This window comes from Rhodovastum atsumiense (assembly GCF_937425535.1).
Lineage (GTDB): Bacteria > Pseudomonadota > Alphaproteobacteria > Acetobacterales > Acetobacteraceae > Rhodovastum > Rhodovastum atsumiense.
Genome location: NZ_OW485601.1, coordinates 3,189,492 through 3,215,822 on the forward strand (window position 1 = coordinate 3,189,492; position 26,331 = coordinate 3,215,822).

A 26,331-nucleotide genomic window follows, 5' to 3' on the forward strand; every position below is an offset into this window, starting at 1 on the left:
TGGGGGAATTTTATTAATTGTGCAAGAAGGAAATTAAGCTTACATCCGCCTTCGGATCATTGCGAAAGGAGTCGGGATGTCCCCCGTGCCGCATGAGATGACCCCGGTGGAGCTGCAGGAGGCGTTGCAGCGCCACAGCATCGTTCTGGTGGATGTGCGCGAGCCGGATGAATACCGGGACGAGCGGATTCCCGGCGCGCTGCTGTTCCCCTTGTCCAGCTTCGACCCGGCGGCGCTGCCGGTGGGCGGCGGGCGCGAGGTGGTCCTGCATTGCGGCATCGGCAAGCGTTCGGCGCTGGCGCTCGCCAGGTGCGCGGCGGCCGGGGTGGCGGTGACCGCACATCTGCAGGGCGGGCTTGCCGCCTGGAAGCAGGCGGCCCTGCCCACGCTGTCCGGTGCCGCCGCGCCGGCGGCACATCCCTAACGCCAGGTCGGTGCCGGCACTTTCCGCACGCGGCCCGATACTTCCTCGAACCCGTCGATCCGGCTGTCCCACCAGTCGTCGATCAGGTCGCGGTTGGCGGCCGCCCAGGCGGCCACCCGCTCGAAGTCACGGGCGTAGAGCCCACCGGCGATCTGCAGCGTCACCGGCTCCAGCGCGATCACCGTGCGCGTTTCCGGATCGTAGCGTCCGCCTGGCGTGACCTCGATGACCGGCGTATCGCGCCCGTTGGAGCGCTGCAGCCAGATCACCTGCGGCAGGCCGGTCAGGTGGGATTTCAGGCTGACGGTCTGGCGCGACTGGCGGCGCGAGGGATCCTCGGGCGGTTGCCTGCGAGAGAGCCGGTCTTCGAAAGGCTGGTCGGTGAGGGGGGCGGCGGGCGATGGAGGCGGGGGAGGGGCCTCGGCCTCCACGGCTGTGACCACGACCGGTTCCGGGTCCGGTTCCGGATCCGGTTCGGGGGCCGGCTCCGGGGTCATGACCGGTGGCGCGGCCGCTTCCTCGGTCTCGGCGGCCGGTTCCGGCGATGCGGCCTGGACGGCCGGCCGCGCCGGCGCCGCGCCCACCTGCACCACGATCCCGTTCTTGCCGATCTCGACCGGGAGCTCCGGCCAGAGCTGGCGAATCAGGTCCAGGGCCGGCTCGACCGTGCTGCGCAGCTCCGGAATGGATTGCGATGCCGTGCCGAAGCGTTCGCGCAGCTCGTCCCATCCGGCCGTGACCGGTGTTGCCGCCTGGGCCCGCAACTGCGCCGCCGCGATGAACGCATACAGGTCCATGGCGAGCGGCGAATCGAGCAGTGCCAGCACGATATGCCGCTGCAGCGCCACCGCTGATTCCGCCAGGCTGGCGACGAAGCGCGCATTCAGCCGCGCGGTGGAGCGCCATCCCGGGGCGCCGCGGCTGCGTGCGCGCGCGTCGAACAGGGCCAGCGCGGCGGCGCCGTCGCCGGCGAGGGTGATGCGCGTGGACAACAGCCGGGCGAGCTGTTCCTCCATCTCCCGCAGCCGGGCGCCCTTGACCTCGGCCCCGAGCGCGCGCGCCACCGCGGCGATGTTCTCGCCCAGTTCCACGACGGTGCCGCCGGAGCGGTGCACGCTGTCGCACAGGTACATCAACAACAGGCGCGCGAAGCGGCCCGTCGGCAGGGTGACGCCCTCGGCCGCCTCGATGGCGAGGAACGCGCCGTCCCATTCCCGCCGCCAACTGGTCTTGGCGGAGGCACGCAGGGGCAGCGCGAACTGGCACAAGGAGGCGTGGTGCCAGAGAATCGGATCGGTCGTCGCCGGGGGCGACCCGCTCGCCAGCGGCGAGAGCAGGTCAGCAGAGGCATTCATGCGCAGGGAACCGGATGACAGCGGAGCGAACGCAAAATTGAGGATTTGTCGCGGGTTGTCCCCTCGGACACTTCCCTGGACATGTGTCAGTGGTGATAGGCGCACCGCCTGGCAAGATCAAGCCTGCCAAACTCCCGCCACGATCCCGACCAATTGGTGCCCGAACGTCCCGTCATCCTGCAGACCGAAGCAAGGAGCTTTGGGCCATGCAGGCAGAGGACGGACTCCGGCGCGGCGGCTATGTGATCGCGTTCGCGCTCACCCTGATCGCGATCTTCGTGTTCTCGGCTGGGAATTTCTGGGCCGGCTGCGGCCTGGTGCTGGCGGCGATGGCGGTCATTTCCGGGGTCGAGCATCTCGCGGAACTTGAAGTGCGGGACTTCGGCTTCGCCCGCCTGCCTGCCCCCGCCCTGCGGCGCTGACGCCTGCCGCCCCGCCCGCGGCGGATCGTTGCCGCGATCCGCCATCGGCGGGCTCATCGTTTCGGCGTGAGGTGCGTGCCGGCATCGCGCGGCCGGCCGTTGCCCCGCCCGCCAGCCTCGGGGCGCTATCCTGCGGCGTGGCGTTGTTCGCCGCGTGATCGCCCGCACAGATCATCTCGTATCCTTCGCGCCCGGCATGCATGCCGGCGAGTCGCAGCGCCTCCGCGAACCCGCCGGGGCCGTCCTCGCCGAAGCGGCGCATCACCAGCAGGTAACGGCCCTGTTCCGGCAGCGGGACGTGGGCATCGAGGCGACGCAGCCCGGGCCTGGGCCTTCTCCTGCCGCGTTTCCCGCCCCCTTGCCCTTTCGTCTAGTCCGCGGCCATGCCGCTCGCCCCCAGGCCGGCGGCTTCCATCGGCAGCGCGGCGGTTGGCAGCTCGATCTCGAACACCGCGCCGTCTGTGGCGTTGCAGACCGACAGCCGGCCGCCGAAATCGGCCACGATGTCCTGGCTGATCGACAGCCCGAGCCCGGTCGCCGTCGCGCCGTCGCGGGTGGTGAAGAACGGTTCGAACACGCGCCCGATCACCGTGTCCGACACCCCGCCCGCGTCGTCGGCCACGCGCAGCACCACGTGCCCGCCCACCTCCCGCGCCGAGATGCGCACCACCCGGTCGATCGCCGCCACGTTCTCGTAGGCGTCGCAGGCATTGGCGATCAGGTTCACCAGCACCTGTTCCAGCGGCATCAGGCGGGCCAGCACCGGCGGCAGGTCGGGGGGGATGTCGCGCTGCACCGCGACCCCCGACAGGCGCAGCCGCCCCCGCAGGATCAGCAGCGACGCGGCGATCGCATCGGCGATCTCGACCGGCATCACCGGGCCGGAATCCTCGCATCCGAACGCCCGCATGTGCGCGACCACGGCGGTGGCGCGGCGGGTCAGTTCGACCACCTGCTCCAGCCCGTGCCGCGCCGTCGGGATATGCGGCTGCGGTGTCGCCAGCCCCGCCAGGGTGAGTTCGGCGGCGGTGCGGGCGGTGGCGAGGGGGCGCTCCAGCTCGTGGGCGATCCCGTTCGCCAGCTCGCCGAGCAGGGCCATCCGGCCGGCCTGCGCCACCCGCTCGGCGGTTTCGCGCTCGCGGGTGATGTCGGTCAGGTAGCCGATGGTGTCGTGGGTGCCGTCGGGGTGGCTGGCCACCAGGGCCACGTTGTCGCGCAGCCAGATCCAGTGGCCGTCGGCATGGCGGAAGCGGTACTCGCGGGTGAAGTTGCCGCGCTGCAGCAGGTCGGCGGTGCGCACCGGCCCCGGAGGGAAGGTGGCCGGGTCGAACAGGTGCTCGGGCATCTTGTTCGCCGTCATGACCTCGACCGGATGGCCGGTGATGCGCTCGAACGCCTCGCTCATGTAGTTCACCTGGCGCCGGTGATCGGCGTCGATGCGGATCCGGTAGAGCGCCCCCGGCCCCGCCGCGACGATGGCGGCGAGCTCGGCGCGGGCCTGGTCGCGCGCTGCCTCGGCTTCGCGTTCGCGGGTGATGTCCATCAGGATGCCCAGCGCCTCGATCCGGGTACCGTCATCGGCCACCACGCGGATGGTGCGCCGCATCCAGCGCCAACTGCCGTCGCGGGAGCGGTAGCGCTTCTCGCTGGTCAGCAGGCCGCGCGTACGCAGCAGGGCCAGGAACTCCCCGACCGGCTTCAGGTCGTCCGGATGCAGCAGGCCGAAGGCGAAGCCGGGCTGCATCAGCTCGGCGGCGGTGTAGCCCAGGGCCTGCCCGGCATTGCCGGAGATATAGACGATATGCTCGCCGGCCCTGTCGTACATGGCCCGCAGCAGCACCGCCGGCCCGAGCCCGGCGATGGTGTCGAGCTCCCGCCGGGCGCCGGCCAGCGCCTCGGCTGCCTCGCGTTCGGCGGTGATGTCAAGCATCACCCCCACGATCTCGGCCTGGCCGTCCTCCAGCCGTTTCAGCCGCGTGGTGCAGCGCAGCCAGCGCGTGCCGCCGGAGGGGTCGCGGAAGCGGCATTCCCAGGTGGAGGTTTCCTGTCCCCGCGATGGCTCGCCAGATTGCTGCCGTGTGCCGTCTTCCCCGGGGTCGTCGAGATCGGCGACCGTTTCCAGGAAGCCGGGACGCATTATCTCGGCGACGGTGTAGCCGGTCACCCGCTGCACGTTGGCCGAGACATAGGTCATCCGCCAGCGCCCGTGCTCGTCGCGCACGCGCCGGAACAGCACGCCCGGCCCGTTGCGCACGATGTCGTCGAGATCGGCGCGCGCGCGCGTCAGCGCCGCCTCGGCCTCCTGGCGATCGGTGACGTCGACGAAGAAGCCGACGATCTCGCGCCAGCCTTCCGGGCGCAGCCGGACGGTGGCGGTCTCGTGCAGCCACACCCGGGCGCCGTCGGCGCGGCGCATCGGGAAGGTCAGGTCCAGCTTTTCCCCATCGCGGGCCGCGGCGATGCGGGCGCGACGGCGGGCGGCCACCTCGGGGTCCAGCTTGCCGTCCCAGAAGCCGGGCGCCTTGGCCTGCTCGGGGGTGTAGCCGAGCATCATCTCGACCGAGGGGGAGACGAAGCCGACCTGGCGCAGCCCGCCATGCAGGACGCGCGAGCGCGCCAGGAAGCCCGGCATCGTCGAGACCACCGCCTGCAATTCCCGCTGCGCGGCGCGCGACGCCGCTTCGGCCGAGCGCCGCGCGGTCACGTCACGGGTCACGCTGAGGAACACCGGCATGCCCGGGATCTCCATCCCGGGAGCCGCGAGCCGGAGGATCTCGTTCTCCACCCAGCGGATGCCGCCGTCGGGGCGGCGGATGCGGATCTCCAGGCACTGGGGGGTGCCGTCGTACTGCAACCGGTGCCACGCCTGGGCGAGAATAACGTGGTCCTGCGGCAGCGTGAGGCTGCCGGGCATGCTGCCGACCAGGTCCTCGGGGGTGATGCCGAGCAGGGCGGGGGCGGCATCGCCGACGGTCAGGTAGCGCCCGTCGGCATCGTGCAGGCAGACCAGCATGCTGAGCTGCCCGGCCAACTGGCGCAGCAGCGCCTCGCCGCAGCGCATGCCGTTCAGCAGGTCCTGATCGGATTGCCGCCGCCGCCGCCGCTCCTGCAGCACCACGGCGAGCCCGGCCGTCGCCAGCATGCCCGCCGCCAGGGCCGCCGCCCCGTGGCGCAGCCAGCTCGCCTCCTGCGCCGCGGGCTGCAGCCACTTGCCGGCGTCGACCGCCGCGGTGACCACCACCGGGGCCATGGCAAGCCGCCGGGCCGCTAACAGCCGCAGCCGGCCGTCCACCCCGCCTTCGTCCCGTCCGGTCGCCTCGCCGCCGCCGAGCGCACGCAGCTGCACCCGCAGCGTCGCCGCCGAGGGCAGATGCTCGGACCCGCCGGTGCGCGTCAGCACCAGCCCGTCCTCGCGCGCGACCATCAGGCTGTCCGCGGGGTCCAGTTCAAGCTGGCGCGTGAAGGCGTCGATGGCCGAGACCGCCTGCGACACCACCGCCACCCCGGCCAGCCTTCCGTTCGCATCGCGCACCGCATGGCTCAGCTGGATGGTCCGCAGCCCGGAGACGCGTCCTTCCACCGGTTGGCCGATGAAACTCTCGGCCCCGCGCGCGAGGATCGCGCTGATGTGCTCGCGGTCGGCGTGCGGGACCGGCCGTGGCGGCATGCCAAGGGTGGTCCATAGCAGCTGGCCCTGTGTGTCGGTCGCGCCCACCTGAATGATGCTGTCGCCGACCGGCGCGATCTGGCGCGCCAGCTCGGCCCGCAGCGCCTCGGCCAGGACGGTGTCGCCGGCCTGCATGGCGAGGGTGATCCGGCCGGCCAGCTCGTTCAGCCGTTCCGTCCGGGCCAGCAGGGCGGTCCAGTCCCGGTCGAGGAAGCGGGCCAGCAGGCGCGCCTGTTGCAGCCCGGCCTGCACGGCCTGGGCCTCGATTCCGGCGGCGAGCCGCCAGGCCGCGGCCAGCAGCCCCGCCGCCAGGATGGCGACGCATGCCAACAGCAGAATGGATCTGCCGTGTGGCCGGCTTGCCGTTGGGGGCTGGTCGCTCATGACGCTCCCCCGGGCGGGATTGCGCCGATGTCCCGGCGTCCGTTCCAGTGCGGGAATGGGACCATCCCAGGCCCGGCATCGGTGCGGGGGAAGGCGACGCCCGGTTCGCTGGGAAGGCGGGTCGCGTGCAATTCGGTCTCCCCGGCAATCGGAGGTCCGGCTCCAAGGGGCGGGACCAGCATCGAAGGATGGTCTGTTGCCTGATGCATTACACCTTGCGAGCACGGCGTTGCCGGAAGCGAGCTAAACGGCGTCGCATTGCATTCTGCAACCCGTTATATTACGTCCCTGGAAATACCAGACCGTATCATATGTTACGGTTTTGCGATCGGGTTCCCGAAATTTCGACTGTAAACGTGTTTTTCAGTCCTGGCGAAATCGCCGGGGCGGGTTGCATTCCCGGCAGCGATCATGAACCGTTGCGTGCAGGCGGTTCGGTGCTTAAGTGCTGGTCCGGCCTTTGCGAAATGTTCCCGCAACCATGCCGAGCGGGATCCGACCCGCCCTGACTCGGAGACCCATGCCATGACCCACCGGATCCTGGTCGTCGATGACGACCCCGCCTATCGCGAGGATCTGGCCGATTATCTGGAAACCTATGGATTCCGCACCGAACGCCACGGCTCGTTCGCCGGGCTGAGCGCGGCGCTCGAGCGGGCCGAGCCGGATCTCGTCATCCTCGACCAGTTCCTGGATGGCGAGAACGCGGTGCCGCGCATCGGCCTGCTGCGCCGGCGCACCCAGGCCGGCATCCTGCTGCTGACCCCTGGCACCGACGCGATCGATCCGGTGCTGGCGCTGGAAAGCGGCGCGGACGATTTCGTCAGCAAGCTGGTTCCCCGCCGCGAGATCGTCGCCCGGCTGCGCGCCGTGCTGCGCCGCGCAGAGGCGGTGGCGTCCCCCCCGACGGGCTGGGTGCTCAGCCGGACCACGCGCGAACTGATCGGGCCGGACCATTGCCTGGTGCCGCTGACCTCGATGGAGTTCGATACCCTGGCCTACCTGCACGAACGGGCCGGCGAGACGGTGGCGCGCGAGGACCTGTTCCGGGCGGTGCTGCGGCGCGGCTTCCGGCCTGACGACCGCGCCGTGGACGGGCTGGTGTCACGCATCCGGCTGAAGCTCGGCGCGGCCACCGGGCAACGCAACTGCATCCGCTCGATTCGCGGCGTCGGTTACGTGTTCACCGGCTTCCCCGCCGCCGGGCGCGAGCCGGCCCGCATCGCCACGGCGCCGACGTTACGCGGGCTCGCCATGGCCGGGGGGCTGCCGGCGAAAGGCTGAGATCGCGGTTCGGGCGGGACCGTTCAGGGGTCGGTAGGGGGGATGCCAAGGCGGGCAGCCAGGGCGTCGGCGAGTCGGGTGCCGGCCAGCAGCGCCGCCACCGCCGCGCCGACCGCTGCGAAATTCTGCGAAATTCCGGCCGCCTCGCAGGCCGCCGACAGCAGTAGCCCGGTGGCGAGGCCAAGCGGCAGCGCCGTGCCGAGGCGCAGCACCAGCCGTCCGGCCAGGGGATTGGCCCGCAGCCAGGCGTACAGGGGATCAGGCGGCGCCATGGCGTGGACACGGCTGTTGTACGGCAGGAGGCTGCGGAATCGGGGCTGTCATTGCGGGCATCAGGCTCTTATGGACAGGCAGGGGTTTTCTCCGGCGTGCGGCTGCCTATGCTGCGCGCGATTCCCGGGTCCTGGAAGAGAGCATGTCCGCTACCGATCCCGCCTTGATGTCCGCCGAGGAGTTGCTCGGCCATTATGCCCGTCACGCGCTCAGCCCCGTGGAGGTGCTGAAGGCAGTGACCGAGCGCATCGCCCGGTACAACCCGGAGATCAACGCGTTCGCGGTGATGAGCCCGCATTCGCTGAAGCAGGCCGGCGAAAGCGAGGCGCGCTGGCGCGCCGGCCGCCCGCGCGGCCTGCTCGACGGCGTGCCGGTGACGGTGAAGGACGTGATCGACCTCGCCGGCTTCCCGACGCGGCGCGGCTCCCGCCTGACCGACCCCGCGCCGGTGGCCGACGACGCGCCGGTGGCGCTGTCGCTGAAGGAACACGGCGCGGTCATCGTCGGCAAGACCACCACCACCGAGTTCGGCTGGAAGTCGCCCGGCGATTGCCCGCTGCACGGCATCACCCGCAATCCCTGGAACAAGCTGCATACGCCGGGCGGTTCGTCCTCGGGCGCGGCGGCGGCTGCGGCTGCGGCGTTCGGGCCGTTGCACGTTGGCACCGACGGGGGTGGCTCGGTGCGCATCCCCGCCGCCTGGTGCGGCGTGGTCGGGCTGAAGCCAAGCTTCGGACGGGTGCCGCAATGGCCGCTCGGCGCCTTCGCCAACCTCGCGGTGGCCGGGCCGCTGGCCCGCACGGTGCGCGACGCCGCGCTGATGCTCTCGGTGATGGCGCGCCATGACCTGCGCGACCCGTTCTGCCTGCCCGAGGAACCGCGCGACTGGCGCAACGGCATCGAGGAAGGCGTGGCCGAGCTGCGCATCGCGGTGCTGCGCCGGCCGGGCTTCGAGGCACCCGTCGACTGGGAAGGCATCGCCGCGGTCGAACAGGCGGCGCAACTGCTCAGCGAGGCCGGCGCCGAGGTGGAAGAGGTCGATCCCGGCCTGCCGGACACGCGCGCGGTGTTCTGCCGCGTCTGGGGCGTGGCCCTGACGCGGCTGGTGCAGTCCTTCCCGGAGACGCGGCGGCACATGCTGGATGCGGGGCTGCTCGCGGTGGCGGCCGCCAATGACGGCGTGCCGGCGACGGCGCTGATGGAGATGGAGGAACTGCGCATCACCGCCGCGCATGCGATGGCGCGGCTGCATCAGCGCTACGACCTGGTGCTGTGCCCGACCGTGCCGGGGATGTCGCCGCTGGTCGACGCGCCGCTGGGCGACCCGATGGAGGCGGTCTGGAACGCCTGGGCGCCCTGGACCTTCCCGTTCAGCCTGACGCGCCAGCCTGCGATCACGGTGCCGATGGGATTGTCGGGTAACGGCCTGCCACGGTCGGTGCAACTGGCGGCGGCACAGTACCGCGACGACCTGGTGCTGCGGGCGGCGCGCACGCTGGAGGTCGCGCAGCCTTTTGCCATGCCTGAGCTCGGCTGAGCGCAGGTAGGGCGGATCAGCGCAGCGCAATCCGCCATCGCAACGCGCCACGAGGTGGCTGGCTTGCGATGGTGGACTGCGTCCGCCCTACAGCGTTGCGCGGCTTTTGTTATTCCATCAATTCAATATTTCATTTTGACTGGCGCGCAGGCTTGTGATGCGCCCGTAATGGTGTTCCGCCTTATTCCGGCAGTCCGGATCGGTTGAGGAACACGCAATGAGTGATCACGGGCGGGGGCTGCTGGTGCTGGCGATGGCGGCGGCGATGGCGGTGCCGGCCGCGGGGGCATGGGCCGCCTGCGACACGCCGGATGCGCGCACCACCACGCGGGCCCGCTACAACCAGGCCATGATCGGCTGGCGCACGAACAATCCGGATGCCTATGCCGGTGTCCAGGAACAGATGAAGAAGGACCTGGCCGTGGCCGGGCGGCGCGGCGAACTGCCCCAGTGCCAGGTCTGGGAGCGATATATCCGCCTGTCCAAGCGGCCGGCCCCGGTGGGTGACCTGATCGGCGAATAACCCCCATCGACCTCTTCCGCGTCTGTCCGGCTTCGGCCATGCTGGTGACTTCGTGCCCAGCAGGAGATGCCCGATGCGCCGACGCCGTCTTGTTCCCGCCCTGGCCTTTGCCGCGGCCGTGCTGGCCTGGGACGCGGGGGCGGCACACGCCGCGGCGCCGTCCTTCGTGCGCGGCGGGGCCGTCACGCTGTGCACCGATCCGACCTATGCGCCGATGGAGTTCTTCGAACGGCCGGGCGAACGCCAGCCGGTCGGCTTCGACATCGACCTCGCGCGGGCGCTGGCGCAGCGCTGGGGCGTCAGCCTGCGCATCCTGACGATGGATTTCACCGGCCTGCTGCCGGGGCTCGACGCCAAGCGATGCGACTTCGTCATGAGCGGCACCTTCGTCACGCCCGAACGGCTGTCGCGCTTCAACGGGGTGCCCTACATCGCCTCGGCGCAGGTGATCCTGGTGCGCGCGGGCAGCAGCGGCGTCGCCGCCCCCGATGACCTGGCCGGCAAGGTGGTCAGCGTGCAGGCGGGCACGGTGTACGAGAAGCGGCTGCACGCGCTGGACGAGGCGTTCCGGGCGGCGGGCCGGCCGGGCATCACCATCCAGGCCTATCCGGGCGGATCGGATGCGGTGCAGCAGCTCACCACCGGGCGGGCCGCGGCGACGATCACCCAGGATACCGAGGCGGCGTACCGGGCGGTGGCGCAGAAGGGACAGTTCGCGGTGGCGTATTCCTGGCCTGCCACCGACGAGTTCGGCATCTTTTTCTCAAAGAACCCGGCGGATTACGCGCGGATCAAGGCCGATATCGAGGCGCTGCGGGCGGACGGGACGATCGCGCGGCTGGCCGCGACCTGGCATCTGCCGGAAAGCGACGCGGCGGCCCCCCTGCACTGGCCGGAATAGCCGGCGCGGACGTTCCCTTCGATGGATTTCGATACCGGGTTGTTCCTGGACGCGCTGCTGTCCTGGCCCTTCCTGCACGGCGCGCTGCTGACGGTGGCGCTCAGCCTCGCCTCGCATGGCGTGGGGATCGTGCTGGGGCTGGGCGTGGCGCTGATGGGCACCTCTCCGCGGCGGCCGGTGCGCGGGCTGGCCGCCGCCTATGTGTGGTTCTTCCGCGGCACGCCGGTGCTGTTGCTGCTGCTGTTCGTGTGGAACGCGCTGCCGCAGGTCGTGCCGGCGTTCCGCGAGGACTGGTTCACGCCCTTCCTCGCGGCCTGGCTGGCGCTGAGCCTGAACGAGACGGCCTATCAGAGCGAGATCAACCGGGCGGCCCTGCTGGCGGTGGATGACGGGCAGCGCGCCGCGGCGGCGGCGCTGGGGCTGACGCGGCTGCAGGCCTTCCTGCTGGTGGTGCTGCCGCAATGCCTGCGCGTGGCGGTGCCGCCGACGGTGAACGAATTCATCACGCTGCTGAAGACCACCTCGCTGGCTTCGGTGATCTCGCTGCAGGAATTGCTGGCGACGACGACGCGGGCGACCAGCGCTTCCTTCCGCTACACCGAGTTCTATGCGGTGGCGCTGGTGTACTACCTGGCCATCGTCTCGCTGCTGACGCTGGGGCAGGCACGGCTGGAGCGGCGCCTCGCGGTGGGCGAGCCGCGGCCGGGCGGGCAGGCGAAGGCGCACTGACCCGCCCCGGCCGGCGCCCCCCTATGACGGCTGGCCCGGGGCGCCGACGTGTTGGCGGAAGAAGCGGAGCATCTCCCCCGAGGCATCGGGGCCGCGCGGGTCGGTGTAGGAGCCGGCGTCGCTGCCGCCGAACCAGGCATGGCCGCCGCCATGCACGACCCAGTGCTCGAGCATCGTCTGTCCGTCGCCCTTGCTGTGCAGGACGCGGCTGAAGGTGTGACCACCGGGCACCTGGCCCCGCAGCCGCTCGGTGCGCAGGTCCGCGCCGGCGCGCGCCGCCGATTGGGCGATGACGGCCTCGCCATTGCGAGGATGCACCATGCGATCCTCGTCGCCATGGAACACGATGGTTGGGACCATCGGCTGGTTCGGGCGGGGCGGCAAGGCAGCCCCCTGGCGCATGGCGGTGAGGGCGGAGGGCAGGTCCTTCGCCGCCCCGCAGGGCATGCCGGAATGCACGCCGGCCGCGGCATAGAGGTCGGGATGGGTCGCCGCCATGATGGCAGCGGCGGCCCCGCCGGCGGAGAGGCCGGCGACATAGACACGCCGGGGATCGACGTCCTGCTCGCGCATGACCTGGCGCGTGATGCCGGCGACCAGCGACGGCTCGCCACGGTCGCGAAGCTGGTCCTCCGGGTTGAACCAGTTCCAGCATTTCTGCGGATTGGCCGAGTGCGGCTGCGCCGGATAGGCGACCAGCCAGCCATGTTCCTCGGCAAGACTGTTCATGCGGGTGCCGGCGGCGAAGTCCTCGGGGGACTGGGTGCAGCCATGCAGCATGACCAGCAGCGGCGCCGGGCCGCCGCGATGGCTGCCCGGGATGTAGAGCCTGTAGGCGCGCCGCCCGGCTTCGCCGCTGAAGGATCCGGTCAGGAAGCGTGCGCCATCCGGCAGCGCTTGGTCGTCCCGCACCGGTGCGTGCCGTTGCCCGTGGAGTTCCCTGAGCCGTGCGACGAGATCGTGCAGGGAGACCCGCGCGCCGGGAGGGGGCGTGCCGCCACCCCGCCGGGCGAACCTGTCCGTCCCGCCGGTCCCGCCGGTCGACCTGGGGGGCTCGCGCGGCGTCGCCTGGCCGGTGTCGGGCGCCACGTCGAAGAGGCGCGACGCGCGTCCGGATGGTGCGTGGGCGGCATCATGCGGCGGTGTGGGGGTGGTCTCCGCCGGGGCGTGGCTGCCGGCCACGCGCTGCAGCAGCGCCGTGGCTTCGGCGATCCGCCCTTCGCGCGTCAGGCGGGTGGCCTCGATGATGTCGGGATGCAGGCGCAGTTTCATGTCGGGACTCTTTCAGGAAAGCGGACGGAGGCGTGCTTCCTCCGGGTGAGAGGACGCATCGCCTGACGGCAGGCGGGGAGGGGCGTGATCCGGGTCAGCCGGTGCGGTCGGCCAGGGCGGCCTTCACCGCCGGGCTGGCCTGCAACGCCCCGAGCACCGAGATCGAGGCGATGGTGGCGCGGGCGAGCTCGGGGGAGACGTCATCGGCGATGCTGGCCAGGCCCAGCACCCGGATGTCGAGGCGTTGCCCGGCCGCGCGCACCGCTTCCAGGTCCGCGCGGCTGAAGTGCCGCAAGCCGAGATCCAGGCTTTTGCGGGTGACGGATTGCCGCGTGGCCTCGGCGTGGCGCTCGATCTGGTTGCGGATCGCGGTGCGGATGAAATCGCTTCTGTTAGAATAGAAACCGTCATGAACCAACAGGTCGATATGACCGAGATCGACATAGCCAAGGTTGATGGTGATCTTCTCGGTGTCGCCACCGCCCCTGGGGCGGATTTCATGCACGTTGTTCGTCATGGGCTGCCATCCATGCACCATCCCGGTGGATGGTTATCTTGGCCCGGCAGCAGGTTGATTCAAGTAATAACCAAACGGCAGTGGTTCTCGTTTCTGTGAATGGGCTGCGGGAATGACCCGGACGCGCATGCAATAAGTTCGAATTTCTTTGTTGCATTGCGGTATGCGCCTGCTTTGTCGCCGCGATGGCGCCCGGAGGCGGGACAATCTGATCCGGTGTCAGCGGGCGCAATTCTCTCGTGAACATGGTCGTGTATAAATATTTTCGGGACATGACTTCGTTTTCGACTTCATGGTGCTTCTTAATCCGGGTCTTCCGGGTCAATCTGCAACTGTCGAATTACGCTCGGATTCCTGGATTGTTCAGGATTGGTGTGAAGTGTGGTAATGCATTGCCGGCTTACGATCACGTGAAACCAAAGATTTTTTGATGATCCCAAGGGAATTTCTGTGAGATTTTCCGGTCCACGCCGTCGCGGGGATGGCTCGAAATCGGATCGTGGCGCGGGCTGCAGCATATTGGCCGGGATGGTCCGCAGTTGAACGCGCTGCGTAACGATAAAATTGGATCGCATCATCGCGAGAGAGATGCCATTTCCCGCAATATCCTTCTGGGGATGGATTGATGGCGGGCATATCGTTTCTGTGGCGCCGCCAAACCTGAGCGGCAAGCAATGGAAGGATCTTTACAGTGGCTCTGAACCAGCTTTGGAAAACCGAACCGAGTGGTTGTCTTACCTCCAAGATCGGATTGGTCCGGATGCTGGTGGAACCCGTGGGCGCGAGTTTCCGGGTGGTGGTGACCCGGAGCCCCAATGACCTGCATCCCGACGAGGTGCTGGCATCGGCGAGCGCGAGCGACGCCCGCGCCGCCATCTCCATGGCCGAGCGCATGGCGGCCCGGCTCGCCAGCTGAGGGCATCGTCGCGCCGCGGCGCGAGGGCTTACCGGGGTGTTCCGGTGCGGGCGACGGTGGCACCCGCACCGGAACACCGGATCTGGATCAGCGGCCCGCCGGTCCCGGATCCTTCTTCATGATGCTCACGAAGCTGAACCAGGGGGTTGTGGCAGGCCGGGCCATGGTTTCGGCGAAGATCAGCACGTCTCCCCGGCGGATGACGGTATAGTCATCGCTCATCCCATTGGCGACCGCCACGGGATTGTCGATGTGGATGCGGCCGTTTCCCACGAGACCGACCTTCACGTCGCGGAAATGGATCTGCCCGCCTGGCCGGATCTCGTAGCTGCCCGCGTCCGGGATGTCCTGATGCTTGCCTCCGCAGGTGAGTGACGCGCCCAGGAAGCGGTAGCTCGTCGCGGTGCCGGCGAAGCGCATCTGCACCTCGCTGCAGGCGTCGATCCTGTCTTCCATCTGCAGGACCCCGGTCCCGGTCCAGGTGCCGGAGACGAAGGCCGCATCCTCGTCGGCCAGGGCCATGCCACACGACAGGCCCAGCATGGCGAGCGCGCATGTCACTTTCATGGGTCTTCTCCTTGGCGGGCGGAAGCCGCTGCACGGGATGGCGGCGCGGCCCGCAGCAGATCCATGCCGGTGGCCCCGGGGCTTCTCGAATTCGCGTTATCCCTGCCGCCGTGACGCCAAGTTGTTGGGCGGGGGGACCGGAGCCGCCCGCAGCAGCAGGGCATTGGCGCCCACCACCAGCGCCGCGCCGATGGCCGTCGCCAGCAGGCGATCGACCAGCGGGCCGGTTCCGGCCGGCCGGCCGCCACTGAACAGCAGGATGATCAGCGGCGTCATGCTCGCGGTGTAGGCAAGGTAGTTGCGGCCCCGCAGCCATGGTCCAAGTCCCCCGAGCAGGGCGATCAGGCCGGCCGGCAGCCAGCCGGGCAGGGTAGGCAGGGCGACCAGCCCGGCCAGGCCGACGCCCAGCGCGGCCCCGACCGCTCGTTGCGTCACCCGCAGGGGCAGGGCCTCCGGCTGGCGTTGGCACAGGATCGCGACGGTCACGGCGATCCAGCCGAAATGGTGGTCCGGCCAGGTCGTGCGCAGCAGGGCGGCAACGGCGAGGCAGCCGGTCAGCCGCAGCGTGTATTGCCAGCCCTCGGGCTGGCGCAGCATCCGCCGCCAGCGCCGGAATTTCTGCAGCGCCGAGGCGGTCGGAGTGGCCGGCGTGGCTGCGGCGGGGCGGCCGGCCAGCGCCCGGAACAGGCTGCCGAACGCCAGGGCAAGACAGGCGGTCCAGAGCGCGCCGGCGGCCATGAGCGCCAGCACCCTCGCCGGATCGCGGGAAAGATCGCCGATGCCCAGCAGGATCGCCAGGAAGACGATGCCACGTCCGGTGCCCAGGGCCAGCGGACGGCTATAGCCGCCGACCAGCGCCGCCATGCCGGCCAGGACGGCCAGCGCCGCATCCGTCCACGGACCCTGGCCGGCCACCAGCACGGCCAGGACGGACGCCCCGCCCGCCGCGGCGAGCGTGCCGGCGAGCTGGCGGACCTGTTCGCCGAAGCCGTGCCCGGTCGCAGCGCCGGCCACCAACAGGCCGCCCACCGCGGCGGCTAGTCCGAGCGCCGTCTGCCCCAGCAGGGTGGCCAGCAACACGGGCACGCCCATGCCGAAGCCGGCGGCCAGGATGGCCGGTCCGTCCACCCCGTCCCGGGGCGTCCAGGCGAACGCCCCCGCGAGCGGCGCCCGGCGCATCGCGCCGTCGCCGCCCTCCCTGGTCGATGGCGAATCCATACGCTATGCGTAGCATATGGCCCGGCCAACTCCTACGCAGTACGTATCATATGTCCGCGCGTGACAATGACGATGCCGCCGTGCTGCTGCGCGGGGTGTTGTCGCTGGGACGGCGCCTGCGCGCCGAACGGCCGCGCGGAGGGGTGTCGCTGTCCGGGATCGGCCTGCTCAGCACCCTGCATGCCCAGGGGCCGATGCCGGCCGCGCGCCTGGCCAAACAGGAGGGGCTGCAGGCGCAGTCGCTGACGCGCCTGATCTCCGGGCTGGAGCGGATGGGATGCATCGAGCGCCGGCGCAGCGAGACCGACCGGCGCGAGATCGTGGTCATGCTCACGCCGCGCGGCCGCGAGGTGCTGGCCGAGGACATGCGCGGGCGGCAGCGCTGGCTGGAACGGGCGATGGCCGAGGCGCTGACCGGGGCCGAGCGGGAGACGCTGTTGCAGGCGGCGGCGGCGATGCTCCGGCTGGCACGCCATCAGGCGGCCGGGGACACCGATCCCCTGGGGCCGCCATAGCCTGCGCGGCAGCCTACGCGACGCGGCCGAGGATGACCGCGCTGGGGCGGAACGCCGCCACGCAGGGTTCGCCGACGGAGAGATGCGCGGCCAGCGCCGCCTTGCCCGTGGCCACCGCGGTCAGGCCGCTGCCGAGGTCGACCGTCACCTCCGTGGTGTCGCCGTCCCGCTGGATGTGGCTGACCGTGCCGGCCAGCGTGTTGTGGCTGGCATGGGCTTCCTCCTCGCCGGTGGGCAGCAGGAACACCGAGGATGCCTTGATCAGGGCGAAGACCTCGATGCCCGGCCGGAGGCCCAGCGCGGCCACGCTCGCCTGGGTGATCGCCGCCTTGATGAAGCGCCGTCCGGCGACTTCCAGCAGCACGTCCTCGCGCAGCGTGCCTTTCATGGTGGAGGCGACGCGGGCGACGAATTCATTGCGCGCGCTGGTGCGCACCGCGACGCGGTCGAGCAGGCGCACATCCTCGGCGAAGGCCACGCCCAGATGCGACAGCAGGCGCGCGTGCTCGGCCCGCAGCGCCACCAGGGCGACGCAGAGGCGGCGGCCGCGCGGGGTCAGGCGGATGCCGCGGCGATCCCCCTGCTCGATCCACTCCGCCAGGGTCTCGTGCGCCAGGTTGTTGCTCTCCAGGACCGAGCGCCGGGCCGCGGGGGCGTCGGCCGCCGTCACCGCCAGGAATTCGCCGGCCGAGACCGCGCGGAACAGCCAGGCCAGCCGGTGCTGGTCCGCCATCAGGTCGAGACCGCACAGGCCCATCCCGGATCCGTCATCTGTCGGCTGTGTCGGGTTCATGACATCCCTCCTGGCGGATGGTCTTTGCATGCGACATGTTTGGTCGGGAATAGCGCCATTGTCGGTGTTCGCCCTGGTCTGCGGACCGACACAGCAAACCCCGGGCCAGAAAACACCAGGCCAGACCGGCCGCGCGCCGGGTGCCAGGGTGCTTTCGCTTTGCTAAACCCCCGGTGGAATTCCGGAGTCCCGCGCCTGATGAGTCCCGCCGCCGATCCCTTGTTGTCCGCCTCGCCCTGGTGGCGCCCGCATCCCGGAGCGACGCTGCGCATCCAGGGAGGCCGCCGGTTGCAGGGGACCTACCCGATCAGCGGCGCCAAGAATGCGGTGCTGCCGCTGATGGCCGCGACGCTGCTGACCCCGCACCTCGTCACCCTGCACAACGTGCCGGCGAGCCTGGACGTCGCGGTGCTGTCCAACCTGCTGCACCGCCTGGGGGTGGCGATCGGCTGGTCGCGGACGCGGGCGGGCCTGTCGTTGACCTGCTGCGCCGACCAGGTGCGGCCGACCCGGATCGATCGGGAGCTGGTCGGGCGGATGCGGGCCTCGGTGCTGCTGCTGGGCGCGCTGCTGGCGCGCTGCGGCGAGGTCAGCCTGCCCTTGCCGGGCGGCGATGCCATCGGCCTGCGCGGGATCGATTTCCACCTCGCCGGGCTGCGCGCGATGGGGGCCGGGATCGAGCTTGCCGGTGGCATGGTCCATGCCGAGGCGCGGGGCGGCTTGCGGGGGGCCGAGATCGACCTGCCACAGCCCTCGGTCGGTGCTACCGAGAACCTGATGCTCGCGGCGGTGCTGGCCAGCGGCCGCACCCTGATCCGCAATGCCGCGCGCGAGCCCGAGATCGTCGATCTGGCGCAATGCCTCGGGGCCATGGGGGCCCGGATCAGCGGGGCGGGCGGCGACGTGCTCGCCATCGAGGGCGGCCATCCGCTGGGGGGGGCCATCCACGCGGTGATGCCCGACCGCATCGAGACCGGCACCATCGCCTGTGCCGCCGCCCTCACCGACGGCGAGATCCTGCTGGAGCATGCGCGGGCCGACCTGCTGGGCGCGGCGGCACCGGCGCTCGCCGCCACCGGGGTGGAGTTGCGAGAGGTCCCGGCCGGGCTGCTTGCCCGTCGTGCGGCTGCGGGGCTGCAGGGGATCGACCTGCAGACCGGTCCCTTTCCGGGCTTCGCCACCGACCTGCAGGCGCCGGTGATGGCGATGCTGACGCTGGCGCGCGGCGCGAGCGCCATCACCGAGACCATCTTCGAGCAACGCTTCCACCATGTCGGCGAACTGCGGAAGATGGGGGCGAGCATCGCGGTGCATGGCCGCACCGCCTGGATCCGCGGCGTGCCGCGGCTGGCCGGGGCGCGGGTGACCGGCACCGATGTGCGCGCGGCGGCGGCGCTGGTCCTGGCCGGGCTGGCGGCCCGGGGTGAAACCTGCCTCGACGGGCTCGATCATCTCGACCGCGGCCATGACGGCATGGCGGAAAAGCTGGTCGGCTGCGGCGCCGACATCGTGCGCGCGGCGGAGACGGCCTGACGGCACGGCCGGGAGCCGGGCGAATGGCCCCCGCCGCCGTTCAGCTTCGCGGACAGGCGATGAAGGCCGGCAGGGCTTCCGCGCGCGCGGCCAGCGCTGCCAGGCGGGGATGCTGCTCCGGGGACAGCAGCTCGGCGGTCATGCTGCGGGTGAAGGTCCAGGCGACGGCGACCGAGATGTCCGCCTGGCCCGGCCGCTCCCCGATCAGCCAGGGCGCATCCGCCGCGGTTTCGGCCTCCAGTTGGGCGTAGGCGGCGGCAAGCTGCGCCTCGATGCGGTCGATCCAGGGCTGGTGGCGTTTTTCCGCCGGGCGCAGCTTGTGCTCGTAGACGATCTGGACGGTCTTCTCGCAGGCGGCCAGGGCCAGGCCCACCAGGCGCTGGCAGCGCGCATGCGCCTTCGGATCCTCGGGCGTCAGCCGGCGCAGCGGCGGCACCAGCCGTTCCAGGTGATCGAGGATGAGCGTCGAATCCATCAGCACCGTGCCGTCGTCGGTGACGAAGGTCGGCGCCTTGACCACGGGGTTGATCTCGCCAAAGGCCGCGTAATCCGCGAATACCGAAAGTGGTTCGTGGGTGAAGGGAATTTCCATCATCGCCAGGGAAATCCCGACGCGACGGACATAAGGCGAATCCAGCATGCCGATCAGTCGCAACGCCTGTTCCTTTCCCGCATGTCGTTCCGTCCCGCCCAGGACGCGGGTGGGAGGGGGGGGCGCACCCTGCGCGACGCAATGACGCTGCCAGCCGCCGGGGAACTCGGCCACCGCTGTCCAGGCCATGCAGCCTTGCGGATGTTGCCGGTCGTCATTCCGGCATGGGCCCCCATGCGGCCGGGAGGGCGATGCCCTGGGAAATGAAATTCAACGTATTGTTACAGTTTATTCTAATTGACCACTGGTTTCTTTCGTATTTTAATATTTCCACCATGCCGCCCGATCCGGGGCGTGTGCCGGGGTGGCCAGCCACCGTTTCCCGAAGGAGCTTCCGCCATGTTGCTCTCTCCCCGCTTGCTGCATCGCCGGGCGCTGTTGCGGGCCGGCGGCGCGGCGATGCTGGCCGCGCCGCCCGGCGGCGTGGCGGCGGCGGCCCCCGCCGAGCCGGTCCCGGCGGCGAAGCCGCTGAGCAAGGTGCGGTTCATCTGGAATCCGGCGGCATTGTGCAACATCGTCGTCGGCGTGGCGAAGGACCAGGGGATCTTCACCAAACATGGCCTGGATGTGGAGACCCTGTTCGTGGGCACCGACACCGCCGCCATCCTCGAGGCGCTGTCGATCGGCAAGGCCGATGCCACCTCGACCTTCCTGATGCGCCTGATGAAGCCGCTGGAAGCCGGCTTCGACGTCCGGCTCACCGCCGGCGTGCATGCCGGCTGCTCCTACCTGATCGCCTCGCGCGAGGCCGGCATCAGGACCCTGCAGGACCTGCGGGGCAAGCGCATCGGCGTGTCCGACCTGACCGGCCCGAGCAAGTTCAACTACGCGATCTATCTGCAGAAGAACGGCATCAATCCCGACACCGACGTTACCTGGCGGGTCTACCCGGCCGACGTCTTCCCGATCGCCGTCGAGAAGGGCGAGATCGAGGCCTTCGTCGATGTCCATCCCAACTCGTACTACGCGCTGAAGCGCAGCAACGGCAGGCTGTTCGAGCTTGCGTCCAGCGGCACCGGGGAGATGGGCAAGCGGACCTGCTGCGTGCTGGCGGTCGGCGGCAGGCTGCTGCGCAACGACAGGCCGGTCGCCACCGCGCTGACCCGGGCGATGGTCGAGGCGGCGGTGCTGGTCGATGCCCGCAACGATATCGCCGTGGAATCCGCGCAGCGCCATTCGCCGCGCCAGGTCAAGCCCGAGGAAATCGGCGAGATGATCGCCAGCTATCCGTACGACCGGGAACGCGGCTGCCCCACCGGGGACGCCTTCCGCCAGCATGTCGAATCCTACGCCAAGGACCTGCTGGAGGTCGGCATCCTCAAGCCCAGCACCGATCCCGTGCGCTTCGCCCGGCGCTACACGGTCGACCTGCTGGGCTGATCGGGCCGGCGGATCAGTCGCGCTGCGGCTTCCGGCGGCCGAACGAGGCGCGCTCCGGGCGGCGGGGCCCGCCCTCCCGGCGCGGGGCGAAGGACGGCGCCCCGGTCGGCGACAGCCGCACGTCGTCCTCGCCGCCACTCGGCCAGGTGGCGGTGAAGGCGGCGGCGGTGGCCTCGGCGATCTCGAACTTGGTTTCCTCGTCGAACACGCGGATCGCGCCGATGTCGCGCTTGTTCACGCCGCCGAGCCGGCAGATCAGCGGCACCAGCCATTTCGGGTCGGCCTTGGCGCGCCGGCCCAGATTCACGCTGAACCACACCTTCGGCCCGTCCTCGCGGGGCGCGCGGGTGCGCCCGGACGGTGCCGTCGCGCTTTCGTCCCCTGCCTCGCGCGGGCGGCGCGACGGCCGCTCCGTGCCCACGGCGCGCGGCTGCCGGCGCACCGGGCCGCTGGCGTCGGCCAGTTCCTCCGGGGCGGGCAGGTGGGCGCGCCAGACCCGCAGCAGCGCCGCCGCCAGTTCCTCGGGCGAGCGGCCCTCGGCGAGCTGGCGCACCAGGTCCGCGTCCTCGGGGGTGGGCTCCTCGGCCAGGATCGGATCGCGCAGCAGCCGCTCGCCGTCGCAGGCGCGGATCGCCTCGGCGGTGGGGGCGGCGGACCAGTTCGCTGTGACCCCGGCCAGGGAGAGCAGTTGTTCGGCCCGGCGCACCCGGTTGGCCGGCACCACCAGCACGCAGACGCCCTTGCGCCCGGCCCGCCCGGTGCGGCCGCTGCGGTGCAGCAGCACCGCCTTGTCCACCGGCAGGTCGGCATGGATCACCAGGCCCAGATCCGGCAGGTCGAGCCCGCGCGCCGCCACGTCGGTGGCAACACAGACCCGCGCATGGCCATCGCGCAGGGATTGCAGGGCGCGGCTGCGCTCGTTCTGGGTCAGCTCGCCGGACAGCGCGACCGCGGTGAAGCCGCGCTCGACCAGGCTGCCGTGCAGGTGGCGCACCGCCTCGCGGGTGGCGCAGAACACCAGCGCGCCCGGCGCCTCGAAATAGCGCAGCACGTTGACCACGGCATGCCCGACCTCGTAGGGGGCGACGCGGACGGCGCGGTACTCGATGTCGGCATGCGGCTGGTTGCGCACCAGCGTGTCGATGCGCAGCGCATCCCGCTGGAAGCTGCGCGCCAGCGCGGCGATGTCGGGGGCGATGGTGGCGGAGAACAGCAGGGTCCGCCGCTCCTCGGGGCTGGCGCCGAGCAGCCGTTCCAGCTCCTCGCGGAAGCCCAGGTCGAGCATTTCGTCGGCCTCGTCCAGCACCAGCACGCGGAGCGCGGAGAGATCGAGCCCGCCCCGCTGCAGGTGGTCGCACAGCCGGCCGGGGGTGCCGACGACGATGTGGCAGCCCGCCTCCAGCGCCCGTGTCTCCCGCCGCGGCTCCATGCCGCCGATGCAGGAGACGATGCGCGCGCCGGTTTCCGCATAGAGCCAGGACAGCTCGCGGTGCACCTGCATGGCCAGCTCCCGCGTGGGTGCGACCACCAGGGCGAGCGGGGCGCCGGCCCGGCCCATCTGTTCCGCCTCGCCGAGCAGCGTGCCGGCGGCGGCCAGCCCATAGGCGACGGTCTTGCCCGAACCGGTCTGGGCGGAGACCAGCAGGTCGCGCCCCTCGGTTTCCGGGCGCAGCACGGCTTCCTGCACCGGGGTCGGGTCGGCGTAGCCGCGCGCGTCAAGGGCTCGGGCGAGGGCGGGATGAGTGGCGGGGAACGGCATGGGCAAAGGATCCGGAGAGGGGGCGCTGGCCGCCACGACCTCCGACCGCGCCGGATCGGCAGGCTGGAAACGGGACAGGCAGGGGGGATGGTTGGGCGGCGGCAGATATAGGCCGGGTTGGCGCGCGACCCAAGCGGGGGAACGCCGGGGCAGGGCTGCGCTGTGTTGGCGGGGCGTTGCCCCGCGCCCCACCAGGAGGCTTCGCCTCCTGGACCTCCACCAAGGGCTTCGCCCTTGGAACCCAATACTCTGTGCCGCGCAGCGCGAATGGGATCCAAGGGCCTTGTGGCCCTTGGCAGGTCCAGGGCAGCGCCCTGGCCTTGTCTTTTTCCTTTAGACGTGCCCCCCCAGATAGGCGGCAACAATGCGCGGATCCTCGGCCAGCGCCGCGGCTGCCCCGGCCAGGGCGATCCGCCCGCCTTCCATCACCGCGGCGCGATCGGCGACCTTCAGCGCGGCGCGGGCGTTCTGTTCCACCACCAGGATCGACACGCCCTGGGCGCGGATGCGGGCGAGCAGCTCGAAGATGTTGCGCACCAGCTTCGGCGCGAGGCCGAGCGAGGGCTCGTCGAGCAGCAGCACGCGCGGGCGGGCCATCAGCGCCCGGGCGATGCAGAGCATCTGCTGCTCGCCCCCGGAGAGCGAGCCGGCGAGCTGGGCCATGCGTTCGCCCAGACGGGGGAACAGCGGCAACACCGCGTCGAGTTCGGCCAGCCCGGCGCGGCCGCCGCCCAGGATCAGGTTCTCGCGCACCGTCATGGCGGAGAAGATCTGCCGCCCTTCCGGCGACTGGGCGAGCCCGGCGGCGACGATGCGGTGGGCCGGCGCGTTGGTGATGTCGCGCCCGGCCAGCACCACCCGTCCGGACCGGGCGCGGTAGATGCCGGAGAGCGTGCGCATCAGCGTGGTCTTGCCCACGCCGTTGGCGCCGAGCACGGCCAGCATCTCGCCTTCCGCGAGGGTGAGGTCGATGCCGCGCAGGATCTGCTGCGAGCCCATGGCGACGTGCAGGTCCTCGATTTCCAGCAGCGCGCTCATGCCTCGGTCCCCAGATAGGCTTCCAGCACGGCGGCGTCGGATTTCACCGCGGCGGGCGGCGCGTCGGCGATCTTGCGGCCGGAGGCAAGCACGACGACGCGCTGGCAGATCGACATCACCAGCGTCATGTCGTGCTCGACCAGCATGACGGTGGTGCCTTCGGCGTGCAGGCGGCGGATGAAGTCGGCGAGCGAGCGGGTCTCGTTGTCGTTCAGCCCGGCGGCGGGTTCGTCGAGGATCAGCAGCCGCGGATGCATCGCCAGCGCGCGGGCGATTTCCAGGTATTTGCGCTGCCCGTAGGAGAGATTGGCCGCCAGTGCCCCGGCCTGGTCGGCGAGCCCGACCGCCTCCAGCGCCGCCCAGGCGCGTTCGGAGACGGCACGGGCGCGCGCCCGGCCGCCGAACAGTGCTGCCGGGGCGCTGGTGCCGAGCACGCCGATCGCGCCGATGCTGACATTGTCGAACACCGTCATGTTCGGGAAGACGCGCAGGTTCTGGAAGGTGCGGCCGATGCCGGCGCGGGCGATGCGCCAGGGCGGCAGCCCGTCGATGCGCGTGCCCGCGAACCGGACCTCGCCGGAAGACAGCGGGGTGAAGCCGCAGATCAGGTTGAACAGTGTGGTCTTGCCCGCGCCGTTGGGGCCGATCAGGCCGACCAGCTCGCCCTCGGCGACGCTGGTGCTGACGTCATCGACCGCGACCAGCCCGCCGAAACGACGGCTGACCGCGCGGATCTCCAGCAATGCGGTCATCGCCAGCCGAGCCCCCCGCCAGCACCGCGCCGCCATGCACCGGCGAATTGCCGCCGGGCGATGTCAAGCGCCGAGACCTCGCCGATCAGTCCCTTCGGCAGGAACAGGATCACCCCGAACAGCACGAAGCCCACCAGCAGGTTGCGGATGTCGCCGAGCGGGCGCAGCAGCTCGGGCAACAGGATCAGGATCAGCGCGCCGACCACCGCGCCGGGCAGCGAGCCCAGACCCCCCACCACCACCATGGCCAGGACCAGGATGGACTGGGTGAAGCCGAAATCGGGCGGGGAGATATAGCCCGCGGTATGGGCCCACAGCGCCCCGGCGAGGCCGGCGAAGAAACCGGAGATGGCGAAGCTTTCGATCTTCAGGCGGATCGTGTCGATGCCCATGGCATCAGCGCACTGGTCGTCCTCGCGCAGCGCCCGCAGCGCGTTGCCGTAATAGGAGTGCGAGAGTCGGGCGATCACCCAGATCGAGGCGGCGGTGATGGCCGCCACCAGCAGGTAGCGGCGCAGCGGCGAGGCGAGGTCGATGCCCAGCAGCGACTGCTCGCCGAACAGCATCACCCCGAGCGGCCCGCGCGTCAGATCGACCCAGTTGAGCATCAGCAGGTACAGCATCTGCCCGATGCCCAGCGTCGCCACGGCGAAGTAGATCGACACCAGCCGCATCGTCGGCAGGGCTACCAGCAGAGCGACGATCGCGGTGACCAGCCCGGCGGCGGGCAGGGTCAGCGCCATCGGCGCGCCGGCGCGCGAGGCGAGCAGGGCGGCGGTATAGGCGCCCACGCCGTAGAACGCGGCATGGCCCAGTTGCAGCAGCCCCGCCACGCCCGTCACCAGGTGCATCGAGGCGGCGAGCAGCGCGAAGATCAGCGCGGTGTTGGCGACCTGCCAGAAATAGCCGCGATCGAGGAATTGCAGTGCGCCGGGGATGGCGGCGAACACCACCAGCAGCAGCAGCGCCGTCAGCAGGCGGGCGCGGGCCGTGTCGCTGAAGGACAGGCTAGACACGTTCACGCACTCCGCCGAACAGCCCGCGCGGGAAGAACACCAGCGTCAGGATCAGGAAGCCATAGGCGACCATGTCGGCCCAGACCGAGGGCACCACCGTGGTCGCCATGCTCTCGCACAGGCCCAGGATCAGCGCGCAGGCGACCGCCCCGGGGATCGAGGACAGGCCGCCCATCACCATCGCCACGAAGGCCTTGATGCCGGGCGTGAAGCCCATCGCCGGATAGATCGCCCCGTAATAGAGCCCGACCAGCAGCCCCGCCGCGGCCCCCATCATCGAGCCGACAGCGAAGGTCCAGACGATGGTGCGGTCGGTGTCGATGCCGACATACTTGGCGCCAAGCGGGTTGTTCGAGACCGCGCGGATGGAAAGCCCGATGCGGGTATGCTTCAGCACCACCTGCAGCCCGGCCAGCATCACCACCGCCACGCCCAGGATGATCAGGTCGCCCGAGGCGACGGTCACCGGCCCGAGCGCGATCGGCGTGTTCAGCAGCCGCTCCAGCGGGATCTGCTGGAACTGCGAGCCGTACACAAGCTCCAGCCCCTCGCGCACGATGATCGACAAGGCCAGCGAGGACATCAGCGTCGCCTCGCGCATCGCCCGTGATTTCAGACTGGCCTCGTCGGAAAATCTTCGGAACGGCTTGAACCCGGCACGTTCCAGCAGGATGCCGGCGACCGCGCCGGCGGCGATCGCGGCCAGCAGCACCGCCACCAGCGGCGGCGCGAAGCCCGCGATCACCATCAGCCCGACATAGGCGCCGATCGTGTAGATCTCGCCATGGGCGAAGTTCACCACGTTCAGCACGCCGAAGATCAGCGTGAAGCCGATCGCCATCAGCGCATAGGTCAGGCCGAGCGAGACGCCGATCGCCAGCTGCTGGAGATAGTATTCCACCGC

At 70.7% G+C, this 26,331-nt stretch carries 25 protein-coding genes; 11 read left to right on the forward strand and 14 right to left on the reverse strand.

Annotation, left to right across the window (positions count from 1 at the left end; translation table 11 throughout):
* Positions 1 to 76 precede the first annotated feature (76 nt).
* Positions 77 to 424, forward strand: coding sequence for a rhodanese-like domain-containing protein (locus NBY65_RS14535; protein ID WP_150043992.1), 348 nt, complete (start codon positions 77 to 79; stop codon positions 422 to 424).
* Here NBY65_RS14535 and NBY65_RS14540 read toward each other — a convergent pair.
* Positions 421 to 1,779, reverse strand: a complete 1,359-nt coding sequence (locus tag NBY65_RS14540; protein WP_150043994.1) for a replication protein RepA — start codon at positions 1,777 to 1,779, stop codon at positions 421 to 423. The genes NBY65_RS14535 and NBY65_RS14540 overlap by 4 nt on opposite strands.
* 206 nt (positions 1,780 to 1,985) lie before the next feature.
* On the opposite strand from NBY65_RS14540, the gene NBY65_RS14545 reads away from it, so the two are divergent.
* Positions 1,986 to 2,201 carry a hypothetical protein gene (locus tag NBY65_RS14545; protein WP_150043996.1) on the forward strand — a complete coding sequence of 72 codons (216 nt, stop codon included), beginning with the start codon at positions 1,986 to 1,988 and terminating at the stop codon, positions 2,199 to 2,201.
* Between the two features lie 370 nt (positions 2,202 to 2,571).
* Here the strand turns inward: NBY65_RS14545 and NBY65_RS14550 are convergent, their stop codons facing one another.
* On the reverse strand, positions 2,572 to 6,252 hold the full coding sequence (locus NBY65_RS14550) for a PAS domain S-box protein (RefSeq protein WP_150043998.1): 3,681 nt from the start codon (positions 6,250 to 6,252) through the stop codon (positions 2,572 to 2,574).
* 525 nt (positions 6,253 to 6,777) lie between these two features.
* Here NBY65_RS14550 and NBY65_RS14555 point away from each other — a divergent pair.
* A complete protein-coding gene (locus tag NBY65_RS14555; protein ID WP_162530805.1) occupies positions 6,778 to 7,536 on the forward strand; it encodes a response regulator transcription factor in 759 nt (252 codons plus the stop codon).
* 23 nt (positions 7,537 to 7,559) lie between these two features.
* Here NBY65_RS14555 and NBY65_RS14560 read toward each other — a convergent pair whose 3' ends face one another.
* Positions 7,560 to 7,808, reverse strand: coding sequence for a hypothetical protein (locus NBY65_RS14560; protein WP_150044001.1), 249 nt, complete (start codon positions 7,806 to 7,808; stop codon positions 7,560 to 7,562).
* A gap of 143 nt (positions 7,809 to 7,951) precedes the next feature.
* Between NBY65_RS14560 and NBY65_RS14565 the strand changes: the two genes are divergently transcribed.
* The 4 genes from NBY65_RS14565 to NBY65_RS14580 all read left to right on the forward strand — a co-directional run bounded on the left by NBY65_RS14565 (position 7,952) and on the right by NBY65_RS14580 (position 11,499).
* The gene (locus tag NBY65_RS14565; RefSeq protein WP_150044003.1) at positions 7,952 to 9,346 is read left to right on the forward strand and encodes an amidase; all 1,395 of its coding nucleotides are present in this window, start codon (positions 7,952 to 7,954) and stop codon (positions 9,344 to 9,346) included.
* Positions 9,347 to 9,563: 217 nt separating this feature from the next.
* Positions 9,564 to 9,869, forward strand: a complete 306-nt coding sequence (locus NBY65_RS14570) for a hypothetical protein (protein ID WP_150044005.1) — start codon at positions 9,564 to 9,566, stop codon at positions 9,867 to 9,869.
* Between the two features lie 73 nt (positions 9,870 to 9,942).
* Positions 9,943 to 10,770 carry an ABC transporter substrate-binding protein gene (locus tag NBY65_RS14575; protein ID WP_150044007.1) on the forward strand — a complete coding sequence of 276 codons (828 nt, stop codon included), beginning with the start codon at positions 9,943 to 9,945 and terminating at the stop codon, positions 10,768 to 10,770.
* Between the two features lie 21 nt (positions 10,771 to 10,791).
* The gene (locus NBY65_RS14580) at positions 10,792 to 11,499 is read left to right on the forward strand and encodes an amino acid ABC transporter permease (protein ID WP_150044009.1); all 708 of its coding nucleotides are present in this window, start codon (positions 10,792 to 10,794) and stop codon (positions 11,497 to 11,499) included.
* A gap of 21 nt (positions 11,500 to 11,520) precedes the next feature.
* Here NBY65_RS14580 and NBY65_RS14585 read toward each other — a convergent pair whose 3' ends face one another.
* The gene (locus NBY65_RS14585; protein ID WP_150044010.1) at positions 11,521 to 12,771 is read right to left on the reverse strand and encodes an extracellular catalytic domain type 1 short-chain-length polyhydroxyalkanoate depolymerase; all 1,251 of its coding nucleotides are present in this window, start codon (positions 12,769 to 12,771) and stop codon (positions 11,521 to 11,523) included.
* Positions 12,772 to 12,865: 94 nt separating this feature from the next.
* Positions 12,866 to 13,288, reverse strand: coding sequence for a CopG family transcriptional regulator (locus NBY65_RS14590; RefSeq protein WP_150044012.1), 423 nt, complete (start codon positions 13,286 to 13,288; stop codon positions 12,866 to 12,868).
* Positions 13,289 to 14,048: 760 nt separating this feature from the next.
* Here NBY65_RS14590 and NBY65_RS14595 point away from each other — a divergent pair.
* Positions 14,049 to 14,204 (forward strand): hypothetical protein, encoded by a 156-nt coding sequence (locus NBY65_RS14595; RefSeq protein WP_162530806.1) that lies wholly within the window; start codon positions 14,049 to 14,051, stop codon positions 14,202 to 14,204.
* Between the two features lie 87 nt (positions 14,205 to 14,291).
* Here NBY65_RS14595 and NBY65_RS14600 read toward each other — a convergent pair whose 3' ends face one another.
* Together NBY65_RS14600 and NBY65_RS14605 are read right to left on the reverse strand one after the other, a co-directional pair.
* Entirely contained in the window at positions 14,292 to 14,771 is a 480-nt protein-coding gene (locus tag NBY65_RS14600) for a hypothetical protein (protein ID WP_150044014.1), read from the reverse strand.
* 96 nt (positions 14,772 to 14,867) lie between these two features.
* Positions 14,868 to 15,989 (reverse strand): FUSC family protein, encoded by a 1,122-nt coding sequence (locus tag NBY65_RS14605; protein ID WP_162530807.1) that lies wholly within the window; start codon positions 15,987 to 15,989, stop codon positions 14,868 to 14,870.
* A 50-nt stretch (positions 15,990 to 16,039) separates the two neighbouring features.
* On the opposite strand from NBY65_RS14605, the gene NBY65_RS14610 reads away from it, so the two are divergent.
* Complete coding sequence (locus NBY65_RS14610; protein WP_150044018.1) at positions 16,040 to 16,504, forward strand: MarR family winged helix-turn-helix transcriptional regulator; 465 nt, start codon at positions 16,040 to 16,042, stop codon at positions 16,502 to 16,504.
* A gap of 13 nt (positions 16,505 to 16,517) precedes the next feature.
* Here NBY65_RS14610 and NBY65_RS14615 read toward each other — a convergent pair whose 3' ends face one another.
* Complete coding sequence (locus tag NBY65_RS14615) at positions 16,518 to 17,297, reverse strand: TOBE domain-containing protein (protein ID WP_162530808.1); 780 nt, start codon at positions 17,295 to 17,297, stop codon at positions 16,518 to 16,520.
* A 198-nt stretch (positions 17,298 to 17,495) separates the two neighbouring features.
* Here NBY65_RS14615 and murA point away from each other — a divergent pair, with 198 nt between their 5' ends.
* Entirely contained in the window at positions 17,496 to 18,830 is a 1,335-nt protein-coding gene (gene murA / locus NBY65_RS14620) for a UDP-N-acetylglucosamine 1-carboxyvinyltransferase (protein WP_150044022.1), read from the forward strand.
* 40 nt (positions 18,831 to 18,870) lie between these two features.
* Here murA and NBY65_RS14625 read toward each other — a convergent pair whose 3' ends face one another.
* Positions 18,871 to 19,611, reverse strand: coding sequence for a glutathione S-transferase family protein (locus tag NBY65_RS14625; protein ID WP_239003057.1), 741 nt, complete (start codon positions 19,609 to 19,611; stop codon positions 18,871 to 18,873).
* A 210-nt stretch (positions 19,612 to 19,821) separates the two neighbouring features.
* Here NBY65_RS14625 and NBY65_RS14630 point away from each other — a divergent pair, with 210 nt between their 5' ends.
* On the forward strand, positions 19,822 to 20,862 hold the full coding sequence (locus NBY65_RS14630) for an ABC transporter substrate-binding protein (RefSeq protein WP_150044024.1): 1,041 nt from the start codon (positions 19,822 to 19,824) through the stop codon (positions 20,860 to 20,862).
* A gap of 13 nt (positions 20,863 to 20,875) precedes the next feature.
* On the opposite strand, the gene NBY65_RS14635 is transcribed toward NBY65_RS14630, so the two are convergent.
* From NBY65_RS14635 to NBY65_RS14655, 5 genes are all read right to left on the reverse strand, one after another.
* Positions 20,876 to 22,621 (reverse strand): DEAD/DEAH box helicase, encoded by a 1,746-nt coding sequence (locus NBY65_RS14635; protein WP_150044026.1) that lies wholly within the window; start codon positions 22,619 to 22,621, stop codon positions 20,876 to 20,878.
* Between the two features lie 333 nt (positions 22,622 to 22,954).
* Positions 22,955 to 23,659 carry an ABC transporter ATP-binding protein gene (locus tag NBY65_RS14640; RefSeq protein ID WP_150044028.1) on the reverse strand — a complete coding sequence of 235 codons (705 nt, stop codon included), beginning with the start codon at positions 23,657 to 23,659 and terminating at the stop codon, positions 22,955 to 22,957.
* The gene (locus NBY65_RS14645) at positions 23,656 to 24,411 is read right to left on the reverse strand and encodes an ABC transporter ATP-binding protein (RefSeq protein WP_150044030.1); all 756 of its coding nucleotides are present in this window, start codon (positions 24,409 to 24,411) and stop codon (positions 23,656 to 23,658) included. Before NBY65_RS14645 ends, NBY65_RS14640 begins: the two co-directional genes overlap by 4 nt.
* On the reverse strand, positions 24,408 to 25,433 hold the full coding sequence (locus tag NBY65_RS14650) for a branched-chain amino acid ABC transporter permease (RefSeq protein ID WP_203330665.1): 1,026 nt from the start codon (positions 25,431 to 25,433) through the stop codon (positions 24,408 to 24,410). The genes NBY65_RS14645 and NBY65_RS14650 overlap by 4 nt, the downstream gene beginning before the upstream one ends.
* On the reverse strand, positions 25,420 to 26,328 hold the full coding sequence (locus NBY65_RS14655; RefSeq protein ID WP_150044032.1) for a branched-chain amino acid ABC transporter permease: 909 nt from the start codon (positions 26,326 to 26,328) through the stop codon (positions 25,420 to 25,422). The genes NBY65_RS14650 and NBY65_RS14655 overlap by 14 nt, the downstream gene beginning before the upstream one ends.
* Positions 26,329 to 26,331 lie beyond the last annotated feature (3 nt).

Bases quoted from the DNA above. Each gene is read 5' to 3' on its own strand.
- NBY65_RS14535 (WP_150043992.1), top strand. From the start codon at position 77: ATGTCCCCCGTGCCGCATGAGATGACCCCGGTGGAGCTGCAGGAGGCG.
- NBY65_RS14540 (WP_150043994.1), bottom strand. From the start codon at position 1,779: ATGAATGCCTCTGCTGACCTGCTCTCGCCGCTGGCGAGCGGGTCGCCC.
- NBY65_RS14545 (WP_150043996.1), top strand. From the start codon at position 1,986: ATGCAGGCAGAGGACGGACTCCGGCGCGGCGGCTATGTGATCGCGTTC.
- NBY65_RS14550 (WP_150043998.1), bottom strand. From the start codon at position 6,252: ATGAGCGACCAGCCCCCAACGGCAAGCCGGCCACACGGCAGATCCATT.
- NBY65_RS14555 (WP_162530805.1), top strand. From the start codon at position 6,778: ATGACCCACCGGATCCTGGTCGTCGATGACGACCCCGCCTATCGCGAG.
- NBY65_RS14560 (WP_150044001.1), bottom strand. From the start codon at position 7,808: ATGGCGCCGCCTGATCCCCTGTACGCCTGGCTGCGGGCCAATCCCCTG.
- NBY65_RS14565 (WP_150044003.1), top strand. From the start codon at position 7,952: ATGTCCGCTACCGATCCCGCCTTGATGTCCGCCGAGGAGTTGCTCGGC.
- NBY65_RS14570 (WP_150044005.1), top strand. From the start codon at position 9,564: ATGAGTGATCACGGGCGGGGGCTGCTGGTGCTGGCGATGGCGGCGGCG.
- NBY65_RS14575 (WP_150044007.1), top strand. From the start codon at position 9,943: ATGCGCCGACGCCGTCTTGTTCCCGCCCTGGCCTTTGCCGCGGCCGTG.
- NBY65_RS14580 (WP_150044009.1), top strand. From the start codon at position 10,792: ATGGATTTCGATACCGGGTTGTTCCTGGACGCGCTGCTGTCCTGGCCC.
- NBY65_RS14585 (WP_150044010.1), bottom strand. From the start codon at position 12,771: ATGAAACTGCGCCTGCATCCCGACATCATCGAGGCCACCCGCCTGACG.
- NBY65_RS14590 (WP_150044012.1), bottom strand. From the start codon at position 13,288: ATGACGAACAACGTGCATGAAATCCGCCCCAGGGGCGGTGGCGACACC.
- NBY65_RS14595 (WP_162530806.1), top strand. From the start codon at position 14,049: ATGCTGGTGGAACCCGTGGGCGCGAGTTTCCGGGTGGTGGTGACCCGG.
- NBY65_RS14600 (WP_150044014.1), bottom strand. From the start codon at position 14,771: ATGAAAGTGACATGCGCGCTCGCCATGCTGGGCCTGTCGTGTGGCATG.
- NBY65_RS14605 (WP_162530807.1), bottom strand. From the start codon at position 15,989: ATGGATTCGCCATCGACCAGGGAGGGCGGCGACGGCGCGATGCGCCGG.
- NBY65_RS14610 (WP_150044018.1), top strand. From the start codon at position 16,040: ATGTCCGCGCGTGACAATGACGATGCCGCCGTGCTGCTGCGCGGGGTG.
- NBY65_RS14615 (WP_162530808.1), bottom strand. From the start codon at position 17,297: ATGAACCCGACACAGCCGACAGATGACGGATCCGGGATGGGCCTGTGC.
- murA (WP_150044022.1), top strand. From the start codon at position 17,496: ATGAGTCCCGCCGCCGATCCCTTGTTGTCCGCCTCGCCCTGGTGGCGC.
- NBY65_RS14625 (WP_239003057.1), bottom strand. From the start codon at position 19,611: ATGGCCTGGACAGCGGTGGCCGAGTTCCCCGGCGGCTGGCAGCGTCAT.
- NBY65_RS14630 (WP_150044024.1), top strand. From the start codon at position 19,822: ATGTTGCTCTCTCCCCGCTTGCTGCATCGCCGGGCGCTGTTGCGGGCC.
- NBY65_RS14635 (WP_150044026.1), bottom strand. From the start codon at position 22,621: ATGCCGTTCCCCGCCACTCATCCCGCCCTCGCCCGAGCCCTTGACGCG.
- NBY65_RS14640 (WP_150044028.1), bottom strand. From the start codon at position 23,659: ATGAGCGCGCTGCTGGAAATCGAGGACCTGCACGTCGCCATGGGCTCG.
- NBY65_RS14645 (WP_150044030.1), bottom strand. From the start codon at position 24,411: ATGACCGCATTGCTGGAGATCCGCGCGGTCAGCCGTCGTTTCGGCGGG.